The following is a 1,493-nucleotide window of genomic DNA, read 5'->3' on the forward strand; positions in this document are numbered from 1 at the left end:
CGCCGAGGATCAGGTCGTTCAGGAAGATGTCGACGAACCGGCCGACGTCGCCGACCAGCCGCGAGACGAAGTCGATGAGCGCGATCATGGGCCACGGTTGGACCGGGGGGTACTTGGGTGTTGAGTTCGCGGCGGCGTCTCGCCTGCCGGGCTACGCCCGGTCCGGCTCCGCCTCGGACATCGACGTTTCCTCCGAGCGCGCGTACCGGAGCGCCCAGCCGATCAGGACCGCCTGAAACGGGAGGCGGACCCACGCCGCCAGCCGCGCGATATCCGCGAACCGCTCCGGGACGAGGTCGTTCAGCACGTCGCTCCGAGCGAGGTGGACGTTGGCCGGGAACACGGCGACGAGGAGGGCGACGATCCCCCACGCAGACGGGCGTCGCGTCCGCCGCAGCGCGACGCCGGCTCCGAGGACGACTTCGGCGATTCCGGAGAGGTACACGAGCCCGACCGGCCGCGGGAACGACGGCGGGATCGCCGCGGCGAACCGCTTCGGCGCGAGGAAGTGGGCGATTCCGGCGGCGACGTACGTCGCACCCATCAGCGGCGCGAGCGATCGGTCGGGGTCGTCGGAGTCAGCTTCGGGGTCAGAGTCGGTCTCGTCGTCGGTCATACCTCGCCACACGGGCGGGAGGGGTATCAGTCCTCGACGTGCCTTCCCGGAACCCTCGCCGCGGGTCCCCGGAACCGAACCCCTTAGGGACGGTCGAACCCAATGCGTCGGTAATGAACACGTTGTTCTGGGTGCTGACGGGCGTCCTCGCGTACTCCGCGGTCGCGATGTGGCTGCGGAACAGGGGGATCCTCCCGGACGCGGTCCGCGTCTCCGGTCCGGTGTTGACCCTCCGGACCCTCCGCGGCCGCGCCTTCCTCGGACGGCTCGCGACGCCGAAGCGGTTCTGGCGCGCGGTCGCCAACCTCGGGCTGGGCGGGGCCTTGGTGGCGATGGTGGCGTCGTTCGCGCTCATCCTCTCGTCGGCGATGTCGGCGTTCTCGAACGCGCAGCCCTCGGCGATCCAGCAGCCGCAGAACTTCCTCATCATCCCGGGCGTCAACGACTTCCTCCCCCTCTCCGTCGCGCCCGAGATCGTCGCCGGCCTCGCGGTGGCGATGGTGATCCACGAGGGGGCACACGGGCTCCTCTGTCGGGTCGAGGGCATCGACATCGACTCGATGGGGCTCGTCTTCTTCGCGCTGCTCCCCGTCGGCGCGTTCGTCGAACCCGACGAGGAGGCGACGCAGGCGGCCTCCCGCGGTGCCCGCGCCCGGATGTTCGCGGCGGGCGTCACCGCGAACACGGTGCTGACGGTCGTCGTCTTCGCGCTCCTCTTTGGTCCCGTCGTGGGGGCCATCTCGCCCGCGGCGGGCTACGCGGTCGGCGAGGTGAACCCCGGCTCCCCGGCGGCCGCGGCGGACATCTCGCAGGGCGACCGGATCGTCGAGGTCGCGGGGACCCCGATCGAGACGAGCGGCGAGTTCGAGTCGGCGAT

At 71.1% G+C, this 1,493-nt stretch carries 2 protein-coding genes; one reads left to right on the forward strand and one right to left on the reverse strand.

Annotation, left to right across the window (positions count from 1 at the left end; genetic code table 11):
- Positions 1-151: 151 nt before the first annotated feature.
- A complete protein-coding gene (locus BN903_RS02910; protein WP_048076300.1) occupies positions 152-616 on the reverse strand; it encodes a DoxX family membrane protein in 465 nt (154 codons plus the stop codon).
- A 113-nt stretch (positions 617-729) separates the two neighbouring features.
- Here BN903_RS02910 and BN903_RS02915 point away from each other — a divergent pair.
- The coding region (locus BN903_RS02915; protein ID WP_048076301.1) for a site-2 protease family protein at positions 730-1,493 on the forward strand (764 nt) is incomplete at its 3' end.

The sequence above is a fragment of the Halorubrum sp. AJ67 genome (genome assembly GCF_000513435.1).